General features: G+C 33.8%; 16 protein-coding genes and 1 tRNA gene. 12 read left to right on the top strand and 5 right to left on the bottom strand.

All coding sequences use genetic code 11. The annotated features are described in order from the left end of the window. Positions 1-46: 46 nt before the first annotated feature. A complete protein-coding gene (locus JST55_10600; GenBank protein ID MBS1493953.1) occupies positions 47-2,134 on the bottom strand; it encodes a thioredoxin domain-containing protein in 2,088 nt (695 codons plus the stop codon). Between the two features lie 181 nt (positions 2,135-2,315). Beyond that, on the bottom strand, positions 2,316-3,812 hold the full coding sequence (locus JST55_10595) for a T9SS type A sorting domain-containing protein (GenBank protein MBS1493952.1): 1,497 nt from the start codon (positions 3,810-3,812) through the stop codon (positions 2,316-2,318). Between the two features lie 152 nt (positions 3,813-3,964). On the opposite strand from JST55_10595, the gene JST55_10590 reads away from it, so the two are divergent. The 11 genes from JST55_10590 to atpG all read left to right on the top strand — a co-directional run bounded on the left by JST55_10590 (position 3,965) and on the right by atpG (position 12,324). Then, positions 3,965-4,492, top strand: a complete 528-nt coding sequence (locus JST55_10590; GenBank protein ID MBS1493951.1) for a DUF1697 domain-containing protein — start codon at positions 3,965-3,967, stop codon at positions 4,490-4,492. A gap of 348 nt (positions 4,493-4,840) precedes the next feature. After that, a complete protein-coding gene (locus JST55_10585) occupies positions 4,841-5,881 on the top strand; it encodes a hypothetical protein (protein MBS1493950.1) in 1,041 nt (346 codons plus the stop codon). 1 nt (position 5,882) lies between these two features. Then, positions 5,883-6,356, top strand: coding sequence for a hypothetical protein (locus JST55_10580; GenBank protein ID MBS1493949.1), 474 nt, complete (start codon positions 5,883-5,885; stop codon positions 6,354-6,356). 126 nt (positions 6,357-6,482) lie between these two features. Beyond that, a complete protein-coding gene (locus tag JST55_10575; GenBank protein ID MBS1493948.1) occupies positions 6,483-6,836 on the top strand; it encodes an AtpZ/AtpI family protein in 354 nt (117 codons plus the stop codon). Continuing rightward, the gene (locus tag JST55_10570; GenBank protein MBS1493947.1) at positions 6,833-7,264 is read left to right on the top strand and encodes a hypothetical protein; all 432 of its coding nucleotides are present in this window, start codon (positions 6,833-6,835) and stop codon (positions 7,262-7,264) included. The genes JST55_10575 and JST55_10570 overlap by 4 nt, the downstream gene beginning before the upstream one ends. A 20-nt stretch (positions 7,265-7,284) precedes the next feature. Next, positions 7,285-8,229: a F0F1 ATP synthase subunit A gene (gene atpB, locus JST55_10565; GenBank protein MBS1493946.1), complete on the top strand. Its 945-nt coding sequence runs from the start codon at positions 7,285-7,287 to the stop codon at positions 8,227-8,229. Positions 8,230-8,384: 155 nt separating this feature from the next. After that, positions 8,385-8,615, top strand: coding sequence for an ATP synthase F0 subunit C (gene atpE, locus JST55_10560; protein MBS1493945.1), 231 nt, complete (start codon positions 8,385-8,387; stop codon positions 8,613-8,615). A 110-nt stretch (positions 8,616-8,725) separates the two neighbouring features. Continuing rightward, positions 8,726-9,289, top strand: a complete 564-nt coding sequence (gene atpF, locus JST55_10555; protein MBS1493944.1) for a F0F1 ATP synthase subunit B — start codon at positions 8,726-8,728, stop codon at positions 9,287-9,289. 43 nt (positions 9,290-9,332) lie between these two features. Beyond that, positions 9,333-9,884 carry an ATP synthase F1 subunit delta gene (gene atpH, locus JST55_10550; GenBank protein MBS1493943.1) on the top strand — a complete coding sequence of 184 codons (552 nt, stop codon included), beginning with the start codon at positions 9,333-9,335 and terminating at the stop codon, positions 9,882-9,884. 29 nt (positions 9,885-9,913) lie between these two features. Then, a complete protein-coding gene (locus JST55_10545) occupies positions 9,914-11,434 on the top strand; it encodes a F0F1 ATP synthase subunit alpha (protein ID MBS1493942.1) in 1,521 nt (506 codons plus the stop codon). Between the two features lie 23 nt (positions 11,435-11,457). Continuing rightward, positions 11,458-12,324 (top strand): ATP synthase F1 subunit gamma, encoded by an 867-nt coding sequence (gene atpG / locus JST55_10540; GenBank protein ID MBS1493941.1) that lies wholly within the window; start codon positions 11,458-11,460, stop codon positions 12,322-12,324. A gap of 538 nt (positions 12,325-12,862) precedes the next feature. On the opposite strand, the gene JST55_10535 is transcribed toward atpG, so the two are convergent. Beyond that, positions 12,863-14,197, bottom strand: coding sequence for a hypothetical protein (locus tag JST55_10535; GenBank protein ID MBS1493940.1), 1,335 nt, complete (start codon positions 14,195-14,197; stop codon positions 12,863-12,865). A 111-nt stretch (positions 14,198-14,308) separates the two neighbouring features. On the opposite strand from JST55_10535, the gene JST55_10530 reads away from it, so the two are divergent. Continuing rightward, positions 14,309-15,811 (top strand): DUF814 domain-containing protein, encoded by a 1,503-nt coding sequence (locus JST55_10530; protein ID MBS1493939.1) that lies wholly within the window; start codon positions 14,309-14,311, stop codon positions 15,809-15,811. A 3-nt stretch (positions 15,812-15,814) separates the two neighbouring features. On the opposite strand, the gene JST55_10525 is transcribed toward JST55_10530, so the two are convergent. Both JST55_10525 and JST55_10520 read right to left on the bottom strand, forming a co-directional pair. Continuing rightward, positions 15,815-18,616 carry a hypothetical protein gene (locus tag JST55_10525; GenBank protein ID MBS1493938.1) on the bottom strand — a complete coding sequence of 934 codons (2,802 nt, stop codon included), beginning with the start codon at positions 18,614-18,616 and terminating at the stop codon, positions 15,815-15,817. 76 nt (positions 18,617-18,692) lie between these two features. Beyond that, positions 18,693-18,766, bottom strand: a tRNA-Met gene (locus tag JST55_10520). Between the last annotated feature and the right edge of the window lie 31 nt (positions 18,767-18,797).

Here is an 18,797-nt window from a genome sequence, read left to right as displayed (position 1 = left end):
GTTCACTCCTTAAAATGAATTATATAAAATATGTATTAAAATTTTTTTAAAGCAATGGTTTTAAATCTTCAACTTTATCAACAGGCAGATTACATTTATAATTTTCGCAGATGTAAACTTTCGGCGTCTTAAAATCAGAAATTATATCTGTTATATACGGAGCAGATTCAAAAAGTTTTTCAGTCGCATGTATTACAACTTTGTTCGGATTATATTTTTTATTAATCTCTTCAAGCAATGAAATTGTTTTCTCATCTTTCAAATCACCTGTAAATATAATTTCCTTAACGGGATTTAAAAATAGATTTAAAGCGCAAAGCATTTGAGGCGATGTGAACGGCATCCTGTTGAAATCAGATGAAAATAATTTCAGACTCTTCTCTGCCATATCCCATAACTCAGCATCATCTGTCATTACTGATAAACGAAGTATATTTTGCAGCTGAATTGAATTCGCTCCCGGCTCGGCGCCGTCATAGGTATCTTTCGTTTTCAGTACGATATCGGTTTCACTTTCTCTTACATCATAATATCCGCCGTTCTCATCATCATAAAATAACTCAGTTGTTTTATTGTTGATATCAATTGCTAGCTTCAAAACTTTTTCATCGAAGCCTGCTTCATATAAATCTAATAGAGCTTTAATAAAGTATGAATAATCTTCAAGTGTTCCTTCGAATCTTGCTTCTCCGTCTCTGTATCTATGGAGCAAAGTAAAGTCATCTTTTAAAAGATGTTTTTGAATGAAGTCCTTTGCTTTTATAGCAGAGTCCAAATATGATTTATTCTTCGTTACTTTATAAGCATATGCGTACGCTGAAATCATAAGCGCATTCCATGATGTTAAAATTTTATCATCTAGATGCGGCTTCGGTCTCTGTTCGCGGACTACATAAAGTTTTTTGATGCTCTTGTTAATTCTTTCAAGAACTTCTTCCGGTTCAAGTCCGAAATGTTTTGCCGTATCATGAATATCGTAGGCGTTGTATAAAACATTTTTAGTCCCGAAAACTTCATGCGGGTCGTTCAAAGTATTTCCATGCGGAAGAATTCCGAAGTGATAATTGAAAATATCTGCATCATCTCCGAGTAAGTCATCTATTTCTGATTTCTCCCATAGGTTAAATGCGCCTTCTTCTTTTTCTTTAGGGAAAGCAGGGTCAGTTGCGCTCTCTGCATCTTCAGCGGAATAAAACGCTCCGCTTTTGTCAGTCAGTTTACTTTTTACATATTTTAAGATCTCTTCAGCAACATAAAGGAAGAACGGCTTATTTGTAATTGTATAGCAATCTAAATATGAACAAGCCAGCTGCGCCTGGTCGTAAAGCATTTTTTCAAAGTGGGGGACTCTCCATTGGGAGTCAACCGAGTACCTGTGAAATCCGCCGCCGATGTGATCGTAGTCTCCGCCGTCATACATTTTTTTCAGAGTATAAGTCACCATATCTTTCGCTTCCGATTTTTTTGTATGATAAAAAAACTCAAGAAGGAAATTGAAAATTACGGGGCGTGGGAATTTATTTCCTTTACCGAATCCTCCGCAAATCTCATCGTAAGTTGATACGCATTGCTCATAACATTTTACAAAAACTCCTATGTCAATTGCAGCATCTTCTGCAGGCTTGCTGTTCTTGTGGGAAGCGAGTGCTTCTAAAATTTTATCACCGCTTACAATTATATCTTCTTTTTTGTCAGACCAAGCTTTGCCTATTTCATTGATGATATCTTCTATTCCTGTTCTGCCGTATTTTGCTTTCGGAGGAATATATGTTGCTCCATAGAATGGTTTTAAAGCAGGTGTAAGAAACATACTCATCGGCCAGCCGCCTGAGCCCGTCAATGCCTGCAATGCAGTCATGTAAACGCGGTCAATATCAGGACGCTCTTCACGATCAACTTTTATATTTATAAAAGTGTCGTTCATGAGCTTTGCGATTTCTTCGTTTTCGAAAACTTCGCGTTCCATTACGTGGCACCAGTAGCAGGTGGAGTATCCTATAGATAAAAATATGGGTTTTTGTTGTGTTTTTGCAGCTTCGAAGGCTTCCTCGCCCCAAGGATACCAGTCGACAGGGTTATACGCATGTTGTATCAGATAAGGGCTTTTTTCATTGAGTAGTCGGTTTGGCTTCAAATTATTGTCGGAAAATTGCAGAAATTTGAAGATACGGAATTGGCAAATTTTTTAAAATGGCATTTTTGAGTAGGCAAAAGAAGATTAAATGTAAAATACCTGCCCGCTTATTCAGCGGGCAGAATTTAATAAATTATTTAATAAATTATTTAATAAATTATTTAATAAATTATTTAATAAATTATTTAATAAGCATCATCTTTTTTGTGTTTACAAATTCTCCGGTAATTAACTTATAAAAATAAACTCCCGATGTTAATTTTCCTGCATCAAACTTTACATCGTAACTTCCTACGCTTAATTTATCAGAAACTAAATCTGCCACTTCTTTTCCGTTTATATCAAAAACTTTCAAAGATACGAACTCTGACTTTGGCAGGCTGAATGAAATAGTTGTTGACGGATTAAATGGATTAGGATAGTTTTGTTTCAGATCAAAATTTTCTGCAAGCGTAGAATTCTGTTGAATGCGTGTAGGTGTTCCGAATCTATCCCAGTAAACATTTCTGTTGCCGCCATTTTGTGCAACAAATACAACTCCCACATTAGAATTCCCAAGTTCGATAGCAGAAGGAATATAATTTCGTGTACTTATAACAGCTGGGTTATCTGAAATCTGAACGCGTGCCGGATTGAAGTTTGAAGAATTAACTGCTGAGTATGTATATAATAATTTATCATTCGATGTTCCCGAACTGTCTCTCATATAAAATAAATCAATTCCTTTGAATGAACCGTCCGGAGAAATTCCTGCCGTAAACCATATATTATCTATACCCGATGTTTGAGCTATTGGCTGAGGAGTTCCGTATGTATTACCTCCGTCTGTGCTTTGAATTCCATAAAGTATAGTGTTTGGTGAGTCACCTTCAGTATAGATAATCCATTCTACTGCTCCGCATCTATACGAACGATATTGAGTTCTTGTCGGTCCTGCTGCGAGCACCGCTGTTGCGCTGCCCATAAAGGCAACAACTCCCGCACCTGTTTCCCTGTATCTGAATCTTGTAATAGCAGTTGTGTTTCCCCCGGATGCTCTATATAATACATCGAGTGTATCACCCGTTGCAGATATACCTAATGTAGGTAATATAGCAGTTGAAACCGTACCATTATTTATCCATGTAAAACCACCGTCTATTGAACCTGTTCTTAGAACCTGAGTGGCATTTGAGTAATAAAGGTATAATGAATTTGTAGATGAAGCAACTATATCAAATTGTGTTACTGCAGTCTGAGGCATTGTAAAAAAAGAACTGTTACCGACATTAAATTTGTAAATAGTTGTACCAATTCTGAAGAAGCAGTAAGTTGAGTCTCCTGCCTTTAACATTTTAATCTGGTCTGCAATAAATGAAGGTTGAATTGCAGTCGGATGCAGGGACCAGTTATCACCGTAATTAGTTGATTTGTAAAATAAAATTCCTTTACCTGAATTAATTGTAGTATCGTTGATGGCAACCCATATTGTTCCGTTACTTGCCTTCACTCCGCTTATCGGACCTTCAGGCTCCGAGGCTGCGACTAACACATCAGCTCCGAATGAAAAACTCTGGCTGTTATGATTTAGTGTGGAAAAATCTACGGCACCCGGCTTAACATCATCCAGCGCCATTGCAGAATAAGTTGTAACCAGAAATGAAAAAATTACTAAGGGAAAAAGTTTTAGAAATTTCATTTGTAAGTTCCTCCTTTTTGTTAGTTATTGAAAATAAGTTAACAAAAAATATGAAATACTAAAACAGTTTTCTCAATGACGTTGCATTTTCTAACTGTTTTTACAGATTTCAATTCCAATTTTTAATAGATATTTTAATAAAAAAGAAAATTATGACTAATATAGCCTTCCTACGCGGAATAAACGTCAGCGGACATAAGATTATAAAAATGGTTGACCTTGCTAAAATGTTTACCGGTATGAAATTTAAAAATGTTAAGACTTACATTGCAAGCGGTAATGTTTTGTTTGAGTCGAATGAAAAAGATGCGTCAAAGCTTGAAGCAAAAATTGAAAAAGAAATTTTAAAGACTTTCGGCTTTGAAGTTATAGCCTTTATCCGCACAAAAGAAGAGCTGGAGAAAATTGTAAAGCTTAATCCCTTTGCTAAAATAAAAATAGAGAAGCCCAAGTTCTATGTTCTGTTCATGAAGGAGAAGTTTACAAAGCTAAAGCTTCCGTTCCTATCCGAAAAATATGCAGTGGAAGTTATTGCTGCTCTGGATAATAACTTTTTTTGCGTTGCCAGACCGGATATCGTTGGCTCAGGCGGCGGAGCGAATTTATTTATAGAGAAGGAGCATAAAATCCCTGCCACGACGAGGAACTGGAATACGATTTTGAAAATTATGGCTTTGTAAATAATTCATAAAAAACCCCTGCTTCCTAACGTCCTCGTTAGGAAGGTTACAATTATGAATTGGAAAAAAGTCGCATTATTGTCGCCCCGCTATAGCTGGACTACGCTGCGCTTCGCATTCTTTGATTCCAGCTTGAAAATGCGTTTTTAATTTTTGAGTAAATTAATTTCCCTTTTTTTGATGAGTTTTTGACGGATTATTATGTAAAGTTGGTATATACAAATAATCCATTCTAATATAATCAGAATGGATTATTATTGAAAGAAGATGTTACCTATTAGTAGGTATGGGGGAAGATGTTGAGTAATAATTAAATAAATTAAGCATTAAATTATAAAAAAAATACTTATGGACTTAATAAAACCAAGTGATGATCTTTCTCAAGAAATTCTCAGAATAGTTAAAGAAGGTGATATTTATAAAGTTCATAGGATAGATGATGAAAAACAAATTTTTGATTTTGAAACTTTAGAGCAATTCAGAATTGCATTAGGTGAATTAGTAAAAGATTCAAAGTGTATAATAAATGATACTGGGGAAGATGTTGATAAGTTTTTTGAGATTAGGTTTGACGAATTAAAAAGTTCAATTCAAGTTACAAACGAACATATAAAACATGCTATAGAAAAAATTGAAAAAATTGAAAAAATACTTCCAGAGCTAAGAAAAGTTGGAGATTCATTTAATTGGATGTTAGGGACAATTGAATCTGCACCAGAAAATTCTAGATGGTTTTTTAATTCAAAATTATATGAAAATGTTAGTGGTTCAATAAGCGGGTTTAATTCAGATTTAACAAAATTAATTTCCTGGGATAATGGAGAAATTGAAAGGTCAAGTATGATAGCTGCATTAGCAACAACTTCCGTTACCGGAAGTTTAGCAAGTATATCTTCAGTTTCTGTGTCTGACACAAATACCCAAAAATGGCTAAGTGACAGTACAGCAAGTTTTCAAGTTTATTCTGTTAAATATGATTTGTATAAAACAGTATTGGACTTTATAAATAAATATATCCCTAAGTGTGAAAAGTTATTCGAGGAATCAAAGATTGAATATTTTAATCTTAAAGAAAATAAAGATCGCAAAGCTTTTGCGACTACAGCTAGAACTTTCATTGAGAAATCTTATGGTGAATTTGTATCTTTAGTTGGAAACAATAGAAGTCAGAAAAAAACGTGGGATGATTTTGTAAAAGAATTTTTAATTCCGATAGATGGATCCGAATATGATTTATTTATGAATTTAGAAAATAGTAGGAAAAATTTAAAAAGTGTTTTAACGGACATTTTCAAAGAAAATAAATCTTCGACTGAAAATGAAATACAAACACTTTATAATGAATATTTAAATTTATATTACAGTATTTTTTCCAATATAAAAAAGTGAAATGGCAAGATTAAAAATTCATGAGTTTGAATTACCAGGATATGTAACAAACAGAGAATGGGGAGTGTATATTGTTGTTGCGAAAAACAGCACAAATAAAAAAAAGAACATGTATGTTGGAAAGCTTGGAGATAATAATGCAGGCTGCAATACAATAATAACAAGAATTGGAAATCATTTTTCACATAATAAAGTTCACTCTCAGGTAAGAAATAAAATAAATGATGTTCATAAATTTGATTATAAGATTTTTTATATTACTTTTGGAAAATATAATGTAGATTTTCATTCTTTAGACCGAGCAAAAATAAATGAAGCCGAAAGAAGATTAAATAAAATTGTGCAATCTAAGCTCCCTATTAAAAATATAGAACTTCTTAATCCCTACAAAGGTAATAATTTCAATGATGAATTATTAACTATGCAAGAAATCCAGTCTTTGGAAGATTTAGTCCAAAGTTCATTAAATTGTTGAATATTCATTTCGTGTCTTTCGTGCATTTGTATTAAATCCCTTTCCCCCTTTATCCCTGCATTATTAAATTGATTAAATTTTCTAAAATCATTATCTTTGGTTTTGTCTTTTATTTGTATCACAATAATGCAAGAAGACATCCCGCCTGAACAGGTAAACAATAATACGAAAAACTCCGAAAATAGCCCGGAAAGCAACAATAACAAGGGCGGTTTGAAGGATTTTTTAAGCAAACCGATAATCAAATCTGATTCGCGGTATGTTCAGTACTCAGGACTGGGAATAACACTTGCAGTAGTAATACTCGTTTTTTTATGGCTCGGAATGAAAATAGATGACTGGCTTGGTACTAGCCCGTGGTTCACTCTTGTAATGACAATGCTCGGATTTTTCGGAGGCTTCTATAATTTTTTCATCACGATACAAAAGCTTACTAAAGAGGACGATGCAACACGAAAAGCAAAGTACGGCAAAAAATGAATGAGATGAATGAACAGCCGGCATCACCGATGGATAAAAGCTTTAAGAAATTTGTAGCACACTTAGTAATAGTAAGCGTTTCACTTTTAACAATAGCTCTTTTATATATGGTCTTCTCCGGGAAAAATGAATGGAGGGGAGCAGTTTTCACAAGTTTCATAATAAACTTTCTGAATGTTTACTCAGGCGCGCTTATTTTAGTAAAAAATGCGAGCCTTGCGCCTCAGAAGTTTATTAATAAGGTTCTCGGTTCTATGGTTCTGAGAATATTTGTGAATGTAGGTCTGATATTCGTATGCTTGCAGTTTTTTAAGTTTGACCGTTTAGTTTTTGTAATTAGTTTTTTTGCGTTTTACATCGTATTTCTGATTCTTGAGCTTCAGTTTATAACAAAAAGTTTTAAGGAAAAATCAGAAACAAAAGTTTAAAAAATCCAGAGGGTTTATAATTGAAAAATTTAGTATTACTTGTAATCGGTTTTATTGTTTTAAATTTTAATTCAGCTTTCTCGCAGCATGAGAAGGCACCTACCGGAACACCGGAAAATCCAAAAGTTGAAACACATTCACCTACTGCCAATCCGGAGCACGAAGAAGATAATTCAAAGCTTGATATCATCAGCAAAGTTGTTGACCACGATTACGTAGATTTTTACTTCCTTGGCAAACTTCACTTACCGAAATTCCCGCCCGTGCACATCGGCGGAATGACCATTGACTTCTCAATCACAAAAAGCCTGTTCATGATGATTTGTTCATCAGTTCTACTTATTATAGTATTGGGAGCTGCTGCATCTAAAAATGCAAAGAACAAAGTTCCTAAAGGTCTTGGTAATTTAATTGAATCACTTATAGTTTTTGTACGCGATGACATTGTCGTTGCGAATATGGGAAAAGACGGACTTAAGCTCCTTCCTTTCTTCCTTACAATTTTCTTTTTCATTCTGTTTGCAAACTTCATCGGTATGTTTCCTTTCATGGCACAGCCGACTAAGAATGTGAACGTTACCGGCGGACTTGCACTTGTTACATTTGCAGTTACTCAGGTAATGGGTGTAAAGAAAAACGGATTTGCCGGATACTTAAAAGGACTTGTTCCTCCGGGAATTCCAGTGTTCGTTCTTCCGATTATGATTATCGTTGAATTCATCGGATTGTTTACAAAACCGTTCTCACTCCTTATTCGTCTATTCGCGAATATCACTGCGGGAACAATCATCATTTTATCATTAATAGGTTTAGTATTTATTTTGAAATGGGCAGGGGCAGTTATTGCAGTGCCTTTTGCAATGTTCATTTATTGCTTAGAGATTTTCGTTGCGCTATTGCAGGCTTATATTTTCACAATGCTTTCTGTATTGTTCATTAACATGGCAATGCATCAGGACCACTAATAGTTCTCGGTTGTTAGTTGCTAGTTGTCAGATGGTCGTTACTCGTTGTTTGTTATTCGATGATTATGTTTAGATGAAATTGTTAATTACTAATTGTTCATTGTTAATTGAAATAAATTTTTTATATAAAAATAAATTAAAAAAACAAAAGGAGAATAAATCAAATGGATTTAGCTTATTTAGCAGCAGGTATCGGTGCAGGTTTAGTAGTTATTGGTGCCGGTTTAGGTATCGGTAGACTTGCAGGTTCAGCATTAGAAGCAATCGGCAGACAGCCTGAAGCAGTTGGTGATATCAGAACTTCAATGATTATCGCTGCAGCTCTTGTAGAAGGTGTTGCGCTTTTCGGTCTTGTTATCTGCATTCTTTTAGCAACAAAATCATAAGATTTTACATCTTAAGATTTCGGCTTTAAGAAAAAAAGGTCCAGGATGTTTATTTAAGGTTTACCGGTTTTTATTTTTTAAAAGCCAGGTAATTTTATAATTAATCGAACATGCACTATTTAACTTTATTATATAACTGGTCTGTTGTATTGCTATTCAGCGAAGGCGGAGAGCATAAAGCAGGATTATTAGACGTTAATCCGGGTCTTATTATCTGGACTATAATAATCTTTGTCTTAACTCTTATCCTCTTAAAAAAGGTTGCATGGAAACCTTTATTGACTGCTCTGAACACACGCGAGCAATCAATTAAAGATGCAATCGAAGGCGCTGAAAGAATAAAAGCAGAAGCTGAACAGATGATTGCAGAGAACAAAAAAGCAATGGCAGATGCAAATGCAGAGTCAATGAAAGTTCTCAACGAAGCAAGAGAAGCTGCAGGCAAAGTGAAGGATGATATCGTTCACAAAGCTAATGAACAGGCAAAGCAGATACTGGAGCAATCCAAAAGAGATATACAGACTGAAAAGGAATCAGCTTTGGCTGAGCTAAGAAGCGAAGTCGCAGACCTTGCTATTAAAACAGCTGAGAAAGTGATAAGAGAAAATCTTGACGAAACTAAACAGAAGAAAATCGTCAATGATTTCTTAAATCAGATTCCTTCAAAGAATTAATAGAAACAATTGATGTTATTGTTTTGAATCTAAATTATTATTGATGCATTACAAGATTTTAAGAAGATATACTCTCGCTTTATACGGCGTAGCAGAAGATACAAAGAAGCTTGATGAAGTTAAGAAAGATGCGGATTTTATTATAAGCATGCTTAACGAGTCACGCGATTTGCTTTTATTCTTCTCCAGCCCTATAATAAATAAACTTAAGAAGAAAAAAATCGCAAAGATGATTTTAGGGGATTCAATCTCTGAAGTCTCTATGAGATTTATTGACCTTCTTATTGAGAGAAAAAGAGATAATCTTTTGAAATTTATTTACGAAGATTATCTTGCATTAAGAAATGAGCGTCTTGGTATTATGAATGTGAAGATTAAAACAGCAGTTGAACTTAGCGCTAAGGAAAAAGAAAACATGCAGAAGAAAATTGACGAGCTTATTAATCTGAAAAGCAATCCGACTTTTGAGATCGATAAAGATATCATCGGCGGATTCCAGATCAGCTACAAGGATACAATTCTTGATGCAAGCATTAAGTCACAGCTTGAAAAGCTCCATAAGCTTTACAAGAGCGGTGATGCAGAGTTAAACTAATTTTTAATTTAAAATTTAAATTTTAATATATGGCACAGGTAAAATCAGATGAAGTTTCTGCGATACTAAGGAAACAGCTTGCCGGTTTTGAGAATGAAATGGAATCCTATGATGTAGGAACAGTATTATTCGTTGGTGACGGTGTTGCGAGAGTTTACGGACTTTCTAAATGTATGGCAAGTGAGCTGATTGAATTCCCTAACGGTGTATTCGGTATGGCGTTGAACTTGGAAGAAGATAACGTTGGTTGTATTTTATTCGGTGATTCATCCCTCGTAAAAGAAGGTGACACTGTAAAGAGAACAGGAAGAGTCGCATCTATGCCTGTTGGTGAAGCTATGCTCGGGCGTGTAATTAATCCGCTTGGCCAGCCTATCGACGGTAAAGGTGAAGTTAAGACAGATAAATTCCTTCCTCTTGAAAGAAAAGCGCTTGGCGTTATGCAAAGACAGCCTGTAACAGAACCGTTACAAACGGGTGTTAAAGCTGTTGACGCGATGATTCCAATCGGCAGAGGACAAAGAGAGCTTATCATCGGTGACAGACAGACAGGGAAAACTGCTGTTGCTATCGATGCTATCATCAATCAGAAAGGTAAAGATGTATTTTGTATCTATGTTGCTATCGGACAAAAAGGTTCAACAGTAGCATCGGTATTGAAGAGCTTAACAGAAGCAGGCGCGATGGAATACACAACAATCATTTCAGCTACAGCATCTGATCCTGCTCCGCTTCAGTTCATTGCTCCTTACTCAGGTGCAACACTCGGCGAGTACTTCAGAGACAGCGGCAGACATGCATTGGTAGTATATGATGACTTAACAAAACAGGCTGCATCTTACAGAGAGGTTTCACTTCTTTTAAGAAGACCTCCGGGACGTGAAGCTTATCCTGGTGACGTATTCTATCTTCACTCAAGATTACTCGAAAGAGCATCAAAGCTTTCTGCTGATTTAGGCGGCGGAAGTTTAACAGCTCTTCCAATTATTGAAACACAGGCAGGTGACGTATCAGCATATATTCCAACAAACGTAATTTCGATTACAGACGGACAGATATATCTTGAGCCGAACCTTTTCAACGCCGGTATAAGACCTGCTATTAACGTAGGTATCTCTGTATCACGTGTGGGTGGTAACGCTCAGATTAAAGCTATGAAAAAGATTGCTGGTACTTTGCGTCTTGACTTAGCTCAGTACAGAGAGCTTGAAGCATTTGCTAAGTTCGGTTCAGACCTTGATAAATCTACACTTCAGCAGTTAAGAAGAGGTGAAAGACTTGTAGAGATCTTAAAGCAGAAACAATATACTCCGATTCCTGTTGAGAAGCAGATATTAATTATCTACGCTGCATCAAAAGGATATCTGGATGAAGTTCCTGTAAACGAACTTGCAAGATATGAAAGAGAAGTTGTAGAACAATGTGAAAGCCTTCACAATGATATCTTAACAGGCATCAGAGAGAAGAAAGAACTGACTGCAGAAATAACAGAGAAGCTTGATAAATTCTTAAAAGAATTTACGGAAAGATTCAAATCTACCGTTAAATAATTTTATAATCTTAGACAAAGAGATTGGCAACACTTAAAGAGATAAAAACCAGAATCGGCGGTGTAAAAAGCACTCAGAAGATAACGAAGGCGATGAAGATGGTTGCTGCGGCAAAACTTCGCCGAGCTCAGGAAAGAATTATGCAGGCAAGACCTTATGCGCAGAAAATTGACGAACTTTTAAAAAGTCTTCTTCCATCGGTTGATACAAGTTTAAATGTTCTTCTCGAAAAAAGAGAAGTAAAGAATAAGCTTGTAGTAGTTGTTACATCCGATAGGGGACTTGCAGGTTCGTTCAATACAAACCTTCTGAAGTACGCTTACAATCACATAGGTTCAGGTATAAATACTAAAGTTATAACAGTCGGAAGAAAAGCAAATGATTCTTTCAAGAAATCAAACCTTGATGTAATCGGCAACAATCCGAATATATTCCAGACTCTTTCAATTGAAGTTTCGAACGAAATAGTTCAGGACATCGTAAAAAGATATATCAATAAAGAAGTGGATGAAGTTGAGATCGTTTACAATGAATTTGTAAACGTTGCAAAACAGACTCCGAGAGTTGTAAAGTTTTTACCGTTTGCCGGAGTAGAAAGTAAAGGCGAAGAGAAGAAGGCAATGAAGTCAGATTATATTTATGAGCCTTCTGCAGAATCAATTGTGAACACATTAATTCCAAAACAGCTGAACGTACAGTTCTGGAAAGCATTGCTTGAATCCAATGCAGCGGAGCAGGCAGCAAGAATGACGGCGATGGAAACGGCAACAAAGAACGCATCAGACTTATTAAAGATACTTGAGTTATCGTACAACCAGGCAAGACAGGCAGCAATTACCAAGGAAATTCTTGAAATTGTCGGTGGTGCAGAAGCTCTTAAAGATGCGTAATACATAGCAGCTTAGCAGTACCAAATAAATAATATTCAGAAACCCTGATTTGAGAAATTGAATCAGGGTTTTTTTATTACTTTGAATCACTGATTTATATGATTTGGTATGATTACACAGATAAACTTTTAATACAAATTAGTTTCAAAATTCTAAATTATATCAGCTTTAAAACATCAATGTCATCATAAACCATCATATAAATCTGTGATTAAAATAGCAAATAAAAAAAGGGAGCAGTTGGATGCTCCCTTTTAAGTTTATAGACTTTGGTAAGAAATTAAGAGTGGGCGTCTTAATAAATCAAACTTTTCTTACGAAAGAATCTCTTTTGCAATTACAAATACTACTAAAACAAGAACTGCTAAATAATAGATGTTTTTCATTTGAGAAGATTTGATTTATTAGAATGGATAAAATTATATCTAATAAAACAAATTGTCAAGATATTTCACTTTAAATTTTCTGCATAACTAACATTAATATATGTATGTTGAAATTCTATTTTATTTCGCAGAAACAAGGTTGCAAAATAAGCTTAAAATATTGTGTAATAAAAACTGAGTCTGGCCACATAACTTTCCTGGGAAATTTGCTCATTTTTATAATATCCAACTAAAATATTGGATGTTAATTTCGAATAAATATTGTAGCTTAAAGATAAATCTGATTCAAATAAAAAGCTGGATTCAGAAGCAATATCTGAACTTGTATTCTTAGGATAGTTATAGTAAGAAGTCCTGAAGAACAATCCTGCTGTACTGCTTAATGATTGAGTGAGATAAATATCTGTACCTATTATAGAATTGTTTGCAGCAATAACTGAATTATAAAAATTACCAAAACCAAATTTATTTGCGGAGAAATTAAAATTATTAATGTCGTCTTCACCATAACCTAACATAGAATATGGCGGAAACGATTGTAAAAATCTGCCAGCGTCATCGTTTAAAGCCTGTGCGTAAAATCCTCCTAAGAGTAAATTAGTACTTCTTGAAAGCGGCATTCCGTAAGCACCTGTTATTTTTACGAAATTTTCTTTCGGTTTTATATTTCCGAATGCATGATATTGAACTTCAGCCTGTGCCTGAAACCCCACATATCGCGGGTAGTAGTAAAATTTAAAACTTCTGTTTGTTAATATTGTATATAGTCTCATTGTGCTTTCTGCATCCAGTTTTCCGGTAATTACATTGTGCTCCATTAGGAGTTTTTCTATATCCTTCATAAGATAAATTTCGGCATCATCTTTAAAACTGCTTCCGTAATTACCGTTTCTGAATTTATAAATTATCCTGTCGATTGCAAGTAGAGTACTTTTATCCAAAGGTTTATCTGTAACTTTAGATTTTACCAGTGCTTCAGAAAAATATTCTGCAGCTTCAACTCCCTGGGAATTCACTATTCTTCCGTATCCTAATCCGCCAAATAAATAACCATTGCCGTGCGAATAATTACTATTGTAATCGCTGTTGGAAGTCTGATAAGTTAAAATAGTTGAAGCAGTCAGGTAAGCCTTATTTGGATTGAGATAATATGAATATCCTCCATATACTTCAGAGTAAAGGGAATTTTCCCTTCCGCCCTGAAGATTTAATCCGTCTGTCGTAATCTTACGATAGTTTTCAAAAATCAGAGCTTTCGCAAAATATAAATTTTTTGGAGTGAATTTCCATGCGGAATATTCACCATTTAAATTTAAATCTACTGCTGTATAGCTTGAAACATTTCTGTTATACGAAAAGCCATTTGTACCAAGTGTAAGTTTTTGCCCTTTAATAGTGTCATTTATATTATAGTCTTTATATATATTTTGCCCGTAAATATTTGTTAATGATAAAATAAAAATAGAAATAACCAGGATAATTTTCATTTGGGATTTGTTAAATTAGTATTATACTAAACTATTAAGTGTTTTTAAGAATTTCAATTCAAAAAAGTTTTTGAATTGTTATTATTATGCATTTAGACAAAATTGTTTACTATGATTTCACGGATAAATAACTTTTATATACTTGAAAAGCAGTCGGAATATCTGAACAGTGATCTGAAAGGATTTACAATTCAAAGTATAAATACATTCGAGAGGAATAAACTTCACATTGAATGCGTCAAGGAAGATAAGCAGATAATGCTTGAATACAGCATTGAAAATGATTTCACTTATTTAGTAAAGCGCGATAATTTTTATCTTCCTTCAAAAAATATTGCTTTGATTATGGAAGAGTGCACAGGTAAGAATATTTCTTATGTCAGCTTAGTTAATGATGACAGGCTTATCAGTATTTTTTTTGATGACAGCACATGCTTACTTTTTAATTTTGTAAATCATAAGCAGAATTGCTTTTATGTTCAGAATGGAGCAGTAATTAATTCATATAAGGATAGTAAAGATAATTCAGAAAAATCAATAAACGAAATTTTATCTGATAAAAGAGAAGAGACCGATGTTTTGAAAAAAGAGCTGAGTAAGTTCGGGAAAGATGCATTTACAATTGTACCGGATATTCAGAAGCTAAAGGAAATTTATTCGACTCCTCAATATCTGTTTTACAGGGCAGGAGAAAAAATATTTGCTTCTTTTTTTGAAGTGACAGATAAACCTGAATATGAAAAGATAGTATGTAAAAATATAAATGAGCTGCTTCTCAACTGGATTAAATACAGAAATAAGGAAAAGAATTTTAATGAGGCGAAGCAGGAAATTTTAAGCGGACTTAGTAAAAAATTAAAACATGCCGAACTCAGTATCCTGAGTTTTAAAACACAGCTTGCAAACGTAAATGAATCACAGAAGTACAAACTTTACGGCGATAAAATTATGGAGAACATATGGAAAATAAAAAAAGGCGATATTATATTTGAAACAGAAGATGAAGAAAAAATAATTTCAATTAAGCTGAAAGAAACTTTATCTCCACAGGAAAATGCGAAAAATTATTTTGAGAAATATAAAAAGTTAAAGGGTTCAGTTGAATTAATAGAAAAGAAACTAGCAGATGCAGAGAATCAGAAGAAAAAAATAGAAGAAGAAATTGAATCAATAAAAAATAACGAAGATTATAAAAATTTAAGAAAATTAGCAGTGAAAGAAGAAAAAATAAGGGATGATGAAACGAATAAGTTCAGAAAATTTAAAGTCGCAGATGATCTTGAAGTGTGGGTAGGAAAGGATAGTGCATCGAATGATTTGCTTACAATGAAATACTCAGCTCAGAATGATTTATGGTTTCACGTCCGCGGTTTCAGCGGCTCACATACTGTACTTAAAACAGGACAAAAAAAAGAAATCGATAAGAAATACATTTTATCCGCTGCATCTATTGCAGCATATTACAGTAAGGCGCGTAACGGCGGTAATGTGCCTGTCGCCTATACTGAACGCAAATATGTTAAAAAGAAAAAAGGATTCAGAGAGGGGACAGTAATTCTTGAAAAAGAAAAAGTAATTTTTGTAAAGCCCGGCTTACCGGAAAATGCAGAGTAATAATTAAGATTTTAATTCGTTTAATATAGAAATAGCGCTGCTGTGATTTCCGCTTTCAATACATGATTCAAGTTCTTCAAGCTTTTCAATTTTATTGAAGTCACTGTTTTCGAATTTCAGCTTGAAAAGTTTTTCTTTTAAAATAGATGTGTCTTCTGAGTTCTCAATTGATTTTTGTAAATCATTAACATGAATTACAAAAGGACTTGCAACAGTTTCTTCTTTGTTATCGTTAGCTTTTTCCTCAGTACTTTCTTGAATATTTCCATCATCCTTAATTTCAGGTTCATTATTATTTAACTCCTGAACTAGTACTTCCTGATGAATTTCATCTACTAACTTATTTTCTTCTGCTATTTGTTCGACATCGATATCAGTTTGAGTTTCAAAAGACTCTGTTATTAACTCTTCATTAAATTCTGTTTTGGATTCTTCTTCGGATCTTTCTTTAAATTCCTCAGTTTTCTCCGGTGCAAGGGAAATTGTGAATTCTTTTTCCTGAATTACATCAAACACTTCTGCTTTGGATTCAACATCTTCATGCGTAATAACATCTTCTTTTGGCTTCGGTTCAAGCAAAGAATATTCATCTTTATATTTTCTAATTGATTCGAGAGTAAAGTTTAAATGTACTCCCAATACAGATAGCTCAAAATCAAAATTGTTGATTTTGTTATCAGCAAGTTTATCATGGAAAAGCTGCGCTGATTTTTCCAAATCTTCAGCACCGATGTACTTAGACTCTTCTGATAAAGTTAGCAGGCGCGATTTTATATATTCGTTATCATTAACCAGATACATTCCTTTTACATCTTTAACAAAATCTGCATAGTCGTTTTCAAAATTTACAAGTATTTCATTGTAAGTATCGATGTTATCGTATGCATTTGCAAGTCCTATCTTAAAATCAATTCCTCTTAAATTTTTAAAGATAGCTTCATTCTCGTCTTGTGTCGCAGTAATTTCTTCTTTTGCTTCTTCTATTTTTTGTTCAACATCTTCCTTAAAAATCTCCTCTGCTTCTTTACTGTCAAGTTTATATTCATCTTTTGAAAAGGAAGGTGTAACAGGAATTTCAGGTTTAGTTTCAATTTGCTCCTGAACTTTTAATAACTTCTTCTCCTGCTTTTTTATAGTTTCATCTTTTTCCTTCAGCTCTTCTTTTAAAGTGTTAATCTCTTCCCAGAGTAACTCATTCGCTTTCTTTGCATCGATTAATTCGGTGACTTTTGAATTATACTCGCTAATTTGCTTGCCTAATTCTATTTCGAGAGATTTCGCTTCAGTTTTATCTTTGCCATAGAAAACGAATTTGTAACCGTTATCTGTTTCTTCTCTTGAAATATGAAAACTGAAATAAGATGCGCGTCCTTCTTTATTCTTCTGCTTTAAAGTCACTTCCTGATTAGCGTTGTTGAAAAATTCAAACTGAAAATTCTGCCAGTTTGAATTATCAAATATTTCATCAAAAAACTTTCCGGCTAATGATGATTTATCTTTTGCAACTGCCCTGTAGTAATTTTCATTTGCAGATAAGAACTTACCCTCAGCATTTGTTTCAAATATTATTGCTGTTCTGCTAAATTTAGAAGATATTACTTTAAAATCCTTCATAGCAGAATTGAACAGTTCATTCAGATTATCGAATGACTTTGCTTTATCATGGAATGCGGCCTCTGCCTGTGTAAGCCGGTTTGTTATTAAATTCAATTCCTGTTTAAGCTCACTTGTTTCGGTTGAGTACTTTGAATTTAACTGCTCAGATTCAGAATGAATAAGTATAACATCGGCAAGAATTTTTGAAAACTCTTTTAATGTGTCATCATAATTGTTGTTCAATGAGAATAATAATACTTCTCCCTGCTTTTTATCTGATGAGATAATGTCGCTTGATATAAGAAAGTCAGTAGGAATAAAATCATTAGTAAAATAATCTTTACCGGAAAATGTTATGCTAAGCTGTATTAAGTCTTTTGGAATATTAAGTGAAAACTCATGAACTATTTTTCTGATAAATTCAGATGTATCTAGGGAAAAATTTTCAATATTAAAAACTGAACCAACAAATTTAACCAAGCTTTGCTTTATGTATTCATCAGTATAATTTATAATCGTGCCTTCTACATTCACCAAATATTTGTTGGCATCAAAGATACCTTTACCGGATTCTTTTAAAACTATGAACTGCGACTCATTTTTTATTTTATATACGGTTGAATACTCCGGAGATGAATTTGATATGAACGGTATTTCATGGTCCTCTGCAAATTCTTTCAGATTACCAAGGCTATGATTTATATTGAAAACCTTTTTATAGTTATCTGAAATATACTCAATTCTTTTTTCCTGCAAGTCAGTAATTCTGAAAAAAACGACTTCATTATTATTAACTAAACTTTCTATCGGTGAAGAAATATATACTTCGCTTGTTTCAAAACTTCTATCCTTATCTTTTTTATTTTTTTTCTTCTTTGATAATTCTTTAACTGTTTCCTTAAGTTCTTTTTTACTTAGCGGTTCTTTAAGAACGGTTCTAAGATTGTATTCATTTTTAAGATTAGAAAGTACGGCAGCGGATTTATCCTCAGTGAGAATTATTATAGGTAAGTTTATACCATTTAGAACTTTTTTTATGTTCGGACTTTCTTCCCAATATGGCAAATCGATTACTATCAAATCAAAGCTGCTTATATCTGCATCAAGATTTTCAAATGAAGTTGATTTGATAATTTTATAATCCTTATACAAAATATAGTCAACTATATTGAGTAAGGATATATCACGGCTTAATGCAAGTATTTTCAATTTGCAGATTGGTTTAATGCTTTAAAATACAAATTAAAGTTGAATGTGATAAGGGAAAAAGTATTGAAGAAAAGTGTACCGGAGGAGGGACTTGAACCCCCGACCTGCGGATTATGATTCCGACGCTCTAACCACCTGAGCTACTCCGGCAGAATTAACAAGATACTCATTTTTTAAAATT

Source organism: Bacteroidota bacterium (assembly GCA_018266835.1).
GTDB lineage: Bacteria > Bacteroidota > Ignavibacteria > Tepidaquicellales > Tepidaquicellaceae > JAFDZO01.
Note: the sequence above shows the minus strand (reverse complement) of the source record. Positions and strands in the feature narration are given on the sequence as shown.